General features: G+C 48.1%; 7 protein-coding genes. 3 read left to right on the top strand and 4 right to left on the bottom strand.

All coding sequences use genetic code 11. The features are described from left to right. Positions 1–91: 91 nt before the first annotated feature. Both DO97_RS18815 and psb34 read left to right on the top strand, forming a co-directional pair. A complete protein-coding gene (locus tag DO97_RS18815) occupies positions 92–1,279 on the top strand; it encodes a GIY-YIG nuclease family protein (RefSeq protein WP_036536455.1) in 1,188 nt (395 codons plus the stop codon). Positions 1,280–1,668: 389 nt separating this feature from the next. After that, positions 1,669–1,836, top strand: a complete 168-nt coding sequence (gene psb34 / locus DO97_RS24165; RefSeq protein ID WP_036536453.1) for a photosystem II assembly protein Psb34 — start codon at positions 1,669–1,671, stop codon at positions 1,834–1,836. 410 nt (positions 1,837–2,246) lie between these two features. Here the strand turns inward: psb34 and DO97_RS18805 are convergent, their stop codons facing one another. The 4 genes from DO97_RS18805 to DO97_RS18790 form a co-directional block, all read right to left on the bottom strand. Next, positions 2,247–2,846 (bottom strand): hypothetical protein, encoded by a 600-nt coding sequence (locus tag DO97_RS18805; protein ID WP_036536451.1) that lies wholly within the window; start codon positions 2,844–2,846, stop codon positions 2,247–2,249. A 92-nt stretch (positions 2,847–2,938) separates the two neighbouring features. Then, on the bottom strand, positions 2,939–3,298 hold the full coding sequence (locus tag DO97_RS18800) for a VOC family protein (protein ID WP_036536448.1): 360 nt from the start codon (positions 3,296–3,298) through the stop codon (positions 2,939–2,941). A gap of 76 nt (positions 3,299–3,374) precedes the next feature. After that, a complete protein-coding gene (locus DO97_RS18795; protein WP_036536446.1) occupies positions 3,375–3,758 on the bottom strand; it encodes a VOC family protein in 384 nt (127 codons plus the stop codon). A 360-nt stretch (positions 3,759–4,118) separates the two neighbouring features. Next, on the bottom strand, positions 4,119–4,514 hold the full coding sequence (locus tag DO97_RS18790; protein ID WP_036536443.1) for a hypothetical protein: 396 nt from the start codon (positions 4,512–4,514) through the stop codon (positions 4,119–4,121). A gap of 479 nt (positions 4,515–4,993) precedes the next feature. Between DO97_RS18790 and glgA the strand changes: the two genes are divergently transcribed. Next, a partial coding sequence (gene glgA, locus DO97_RS18785; RefSeq protein ID WP_036536441.1) for a glycogen synthase GlgA occupies positions 4,994–6,268 on the top strand: 1,275 nt, incomplete at its 3' end.

Genomic DNA, 6,268 nt, shown 5'->3' with positions numbered 1-6,268 from the left:
CCCATTTGGGAGAAGGGGAGCTGGATTGAAGTCCCTCTCTCTGCCTGGGAGAGGGATTTAGGGTGAGGGAATCCAACAAAGGAGCAGAAAGATGCCTAAGTACACAACAGACGAAGATCTAGACTTGCTCGAAGAATTGGGCGTAGAGACAGCGCCCGATCCTGTCAGTCAGCGCTCTGCCCGTGAAGAACGAATCATCGCTGGCTTTGAAGAGATCGAGCGATTTGTGGAAGAACAGGGCAGACTGCCGAACCATGGGGAAGACCGTGATATCTTCGAGCGACTCTACGCGGTGCGGTTGGATCGGCTGCGGGAATCGGAGGACTGTCGCGCCATCTTGAAACCACTAGACTCACGCGGATTGCTAGATCCTGAAGCGGATACCAGCCTAACTCCAGAAACAGACCTTGACGATGAAGCACTGTTGGCGACCCTTGGCATCGATGCAGCAGAAAACGATGTCATGCACCTTACCTATGTGCGATCGCGTCAAGAAATCAAAGCCGCCGAGGAAATCGCCCAGCGTACTCCCTGCCAGGACTTCGATCAATTCAAACCGATCTTTGACCAAGTACAGCGTGATTTGGCAACAGGGGCACGGCAAACCATCAAATATCAGGACAATGCGGCAGTCAACCAAGGGGATCTGTTTATCCTCGATGGGCAGAAAGTGATGGTGGTCGATATGGGTGAGCCATTTGTCAGCGACTATGGGCGGCCCAACTGTGAACTACGAGTGATTTACGACAATGGCTCCGAGAGTAATCTTCTGTTGCGATCGCTCCAGCGAGCCTTAAATAAAGACAAAGCCAGCCGCCGCATTACCAACCCAGATTTTGGTCCCCTATTTTCCCACGTTGAAGCAGCAGACGACTTACCGACTGGCTACATTTACGTGCTGAGGAGCCAATCCAATCATCCTTTCATTGCCGAGAATCGGTCTGTCATCCATAAGATCGGCGTGACCGGCGGCGACGTGAAAAAGCGGATTGCCAATGCCAAAAAAGACCCGACCTATCTGCTAGCAGACGTGAAAATCGTCACCACCTTCAAACTGGCAAATATCAACGGTCAGAAACTGGAGACACTCCTGCACAAGGTTTTCGACAACGCTCGATTGGAATTGGCGTTGCCCGATCGCTTCAGCATACCCGTGCAGCCGAGGGAGTGGTTCCTTGTTCCCCTAGAAGTGATCGAGGCGGCGATTGAAAAAATCAAGGAAGGAACGATTGATCAATTTCGATATGATCCGAAAATAGCTAGTCTCACGCGATTGTAATGTCTTCAAAGGGGTAACTGCCACGAAGAGGATGATTGGACAGTCAACGAAATTTACTTGCCAAGCGAGATAACAAATCGTTCGCGTTGCCTCTCCATAGGAGTTTGGAGCCGACCGCCGAGAGGTTATCTGTGAGAATTAGAAGTTATCTGCGGCGGCTCATCTCAATCGTTATCCACCCATGGGGAAGCAGTATTTTGGGCTGCGAAGCTCGGAGAACCGTCAAATTCCAGTGGAGTGGGCATCGCCATGGCGATCGCCCTCCAATACTTAAGCCCCGCTTATAGCATCCAAAAGCAAAACTGTTAACAGATGTCTCAAAAAGTGTTGCATTTTGCAATAAATCTGTTACATTAGTTTACATAAGGCAGCAAGCAGGAGACAAAGCAATGTACACCACCGATAACAACGGCGTTCTCAACACCTACGCAACTGAAGTCCCCATGTACTTCGCTGAATATCCTACCCCTGAGGAAAAGCGCAACTATGCGTTCCAGGGGGCAGTGGCAGTTCTGCTCGTAACTTTTACCCTACTGACGGCGTTTTCGGTCAGCTAATCCAGGGGCACTCCCCAACAGGTATCAGCGTTTAGCGTTTAATTTGGATTCTCCCTTTATGCTCTGGCCTCACGGTCGGAGCTTTTTTTATGGATTGCTCTCGGCCCATCCCCACACTGTATCCATCCCACCCGTGATCTCGATCGCAAATTCTTAGCGAACTTTCACCTTAAAATTAAAATTTTTTGGGGTAACTAAGCTAATCGGCATTCATTTTTCCAAGCTGATCACCTTGCTAGAAGGGTTTCACAACTGATCTCATGCGGTCTAGATGCGCAACAGTTTATGTGATCGCCTCTTGGAAGGATGATGGTGCTGCTGTAGTTTAGGATAGGTTATTTTTAGGCAGTCAAAAATCTGTAAAGGATGGCAATTTCCTGGTCAAAGTTGATCAGATCTAAACGTAGCTACTAAATCTTCATGTCTGGGGCTATCAGGGAAAGTAATGCTTTGAGAGCCTCACTTTCCTCCGCAGTAATCTGATTATCCATCCAAGCAATCTTAACGGCGAGTGGAAAAGCTCTGGCGGCTAGGTCTGGATCTAATTGATCCAGAGCATTGATTGATTGAGGCACTTTCAATGCCGAGCGAACTGCCCCCAGGGTAACGGAGTCTAGATTTAGCGGTGCAAGATTCTTTTCCAAGATATTCCAGTTAGCCTGAGTCTCAGACGAGCCTGCTTGAATGACATAGGCTAAAAGTCTGGACAGTTGGACTAACTTCGCCATTTCTATCTCTTCTGAGCGATCGCTAGGCTCATCTGCATGGGAATTGAGCAGATTATCGAGGATTTTTTGCCAGTCCTTCTCAGTACAAGACTCTGGCTTGCCTACGGTTAGGGAGACGCTGATGCGGTCTGAGTTGGGAATAAGTTGCGTCACTTCTGTTCGCACACCAATATAGCCCAGCCAAGTGACGATGGTTTGGGCAATGGTTTTATCCGTTTTTTTTGAATTCGCGAGGAGACGAATCTGAGTATCAACCAGAGGACGAACAAGTGTTGAAAGCATAAATTCAGATTGAAATAAATTAAATGTTACGATTTTATTAAACTACAACAGCATCATACAAAATAAATATTCTATACGATGGCAGCCGCTTTTCAGGTACTCACTTCGCTCCAAACTGCGAACTCGTTACCACTGGGTTCAACGAAGTGGAAGCGCCGCCCGCCTGGAAATGAGAAAATTGATTTTACAATTTGACCACCGGCGGTTTCAACTTTGGATAGCGTTTCCTCCAAGCTGTTGCTATAGAAGATGATCAGAGCACTGCCGCTGTCTGCCGTTCCTGTGAGGTCAGATTTAAAGAATCCTCCATCCAGTCCTTGATTGGAGAAAGCAGTGTACTCAGGGCCATAATCCACAAACGACCATCCGAATACGGCTTCAAAGAAGGACTTGGTTGCTTCCAGATTTCTGGCTGGAAACTCCACGTAATTGATTTTTTCGTGAGTGTGCATCGTTGCGGCCTGACTTCTGGTACCTAACGGGGCGCGAGCAGGCAAACCCTACCAGCGATCGCGTTTCGATCCGCCCTTACTCCATTTCTTTTGGGGGCATGTGAAGACCGATCATATTTCCTTCTGTATCGACAACTAAGGCGATGAATCCATATTGGCCGATTGACATTTTTTCTCGGTGGATTTGCCCACCTGCTTGGACGACGCGCTCCGATTCTACGGCGACCTCGTCGCAATGGAAGTAGGGGATTGTGCCACTGCCGCCGGATTGAACCCCGTCGATCTTGACCAATGCGCCAGAAGCCCCCACTGTATCCATCGTCATCGGAAATGCCCACATGTCCATGCCAGGGCTTTCGAGCTTCTCCAGCTTCATTTGGAACACAGACTCGTAAAAAAGTTTTGCACGATCCATGTCCTGTACGTAAATCTCACACCAAATAATGGGATTCGGTTTCATCATGTCCCTCCTGTTAGATTTTGCGGTGATGGTGCGGTTTTTTTTAACAAAGTGCCAATTGAAATCTCGCCAGTTCAAAGCTGATGTGCATCAGTGTCTGATGCATGAGAATAGAATACCTCAAAATGTCAGGAGTGAAATCCTTAATTGAATTTGCTTCGGTTTGTAGCTTTTGAGGTGCCTTAGTTGACAAAACAAGATTCATCATAGCCAAATAGAATTTACTCCTTAATAAGTGGGATTTTTAATTCGAACTAACAAATCTTTGCCAGTAACGAAAGACTACCAGTAACGAAAGACTAATTGAGAGAACCAAGTATTTCAGGCAAGTATATATTTGAGTTTAAGCGGTTTGCCAACTCAGAAGTCAATGGCCAAGTGCCACTTAGCTTTGTGGGTGTCTGCTGCGAGAAGCGCGTCTTTGTAACTCTGCAAGTCTTCGACTACATCCTGAGATGACATCAGTCGTTTTGGATCTGATTGTAATGCTAAAATCAGCGCGTCAAGGACTGCAATACCTTCCACTGGATCAAACCATGATGCTGCGCCATCAGAGCCATCCTCGACCACGATCTCTTCCCCAAGCATGTCGGCGATATCATCCACCGATTGACCCATGAACGCCTCAAGGGGCTTCACACCCAACTCCTCGGCAAGTCGGTTCAGGTCGTCTATTGCGCGAGCTACTGACTTCCCGTCCGTGAAGTCCACGGCCAGCTCTTCTTTGTTAAACGCGATGTAATAAGCAACACCCATTTGAAAACACCTGCCAACGCGGATAGAGGAGCTAGGTGAATTGGACTTCTAACTTGGAGTTCTAAACTATGTTTAGAACTCAGGTTGAGTTAGACCGCAGCCGATGCTTAATGCCGATCATTGATGATTTATCCAGCATTGCCGGGATTCTATCATGGCTTTCTTGAGTAGTCTATTCATGAAAAAATTTAGATTTAGAAATTCAAGACTCAATCGCCGAAAACTTTACTCATAGGGCTGTTTAGCGATTCCATACGGCATTTCCAAACCTGCATAGGCTGCAAAAACCATCATTAATTTTCACAAATGCGTTGGCTCTAGTTCTAGACTCCAATGCTGCTTCTAATGCCCTGCAATCATCAAACATCAAGTAGTCTACTCAGGCAACTGGTTCTGTAAATGTGACGAATGGGGATTCCTTTTACCCCGAGAACTCCCTAGACTGGAATACCAGGTACACCAGGGAACGCCATAAATCCATGCGAATTTTATTTGTAGCTGCCGAAGCCGCGCCAATTGCCAAAGTGGGGGGCATGGCAGATGTTGTAGGAGCTCTCCCCAAGGTTTTGCGGAAGCTAGGACATGATGTGCGTTTATTCATGCCCTATTACGGTTTTCTGCCCGATAAAATGCCGATCCCTAAGAAGCCGATTTGGCAGGGGTTTGCCATGTTTCAGGATCTGGCGGTTTACGAAACCGTTTTGCCCGGTAGCGATGTCCCCCTCTATCTCCTCAGCCATCCCTCCTTCTTACCCCGCCGCATCTACTTCGGAGAAGATGAAGATTGGCGATTCACCTTGTTTTCCAACGGAGCCGCAGAGTTCTGCTGGAACTACTGGAAACCTGAAATTGTTCACTGCCATGATTGGCATACCGGCATGATTCCAGTATGGATGCACCAATCACCTGACATCAGTACGGTGTTTACCATCCATAACTTGGCCTATCAGGGGCCGTGGCGGTGGCGACTGGAGCAGATGACTTGGTGCCCCTGGTATATGCAAGGCCACAACACGATGGCCGCCGCTGTGCAGTATGCCAATCGGGTGAATACGGTCTCCCCCACCTATGCCCAACAAATTCGCACCCCAGCCTATGGCGAAACCCTAGAAGGATTGCTATCTTTTCTAGGAGATAAGCTGACGGGGATTCTCAACGGCATTGACACCGAAGCCTTTAATCCGGCAACGGATAAGTTTTTGACTCAAAACTTCTCGGCTGAAACCCTAGACCAACGTCCTATCAATAAGGTGGCGCTCCAAGAAGAAGTGGGTCTGGAGGTTAATGCCAATGCCTTTTTGATTGCCATGGTGACCCGACTGGTAGAGCAGAAGGGCATTGATTTGGTCTTGCAAATTATGGATCGGTTTATTTCCTACACCGATGCTCAGTTAATCATTCTAGGAACGGGCGATCGCTACTATGAAACCCAACTCTGGCAAATTGCCTCTCGCTATGCCGGACGGGTTTCGGTGTATCTGCTCTATAACGATGCCCTTTCCCGGCGAATTTATGCTGGGTCGGATGCGTTTCTGATGCCGTCGCGGTTTGAACCCTGTGGCATTAGTCAAATGTTGGCACTGCGCTATGGATGTGTCCCCGTGGTACGGCGTACAGGTGGGTTAGTGGATACGGTCAGTCACCATGACCCGATGAATGAAGCCGGAACTGGCTATTGTTTTGACCGTTACGAACCGCTGGATCTTTTCACCTGCTTAGTTCGTGCCTGGGAAGGGTTTCGGTATAAGCATGAA

Source organism: Neosynechococcus sphagnicola sy1 (genome assembly GCF_000775285.1).
Classification (GTDB): domain Bacteria; phylum Cyanobacteriota; class Cyanobacteriia; order Neosynechococcales; family Neosynechococcaceae; genus Neosynechococcus; species Neosynechococcus sphagnicola.
The sequence above is the reverse complement of the archived record's forward strand: the minus strand, read 5'-3'. Positions and strand labels throughout refer to the sequence as shown.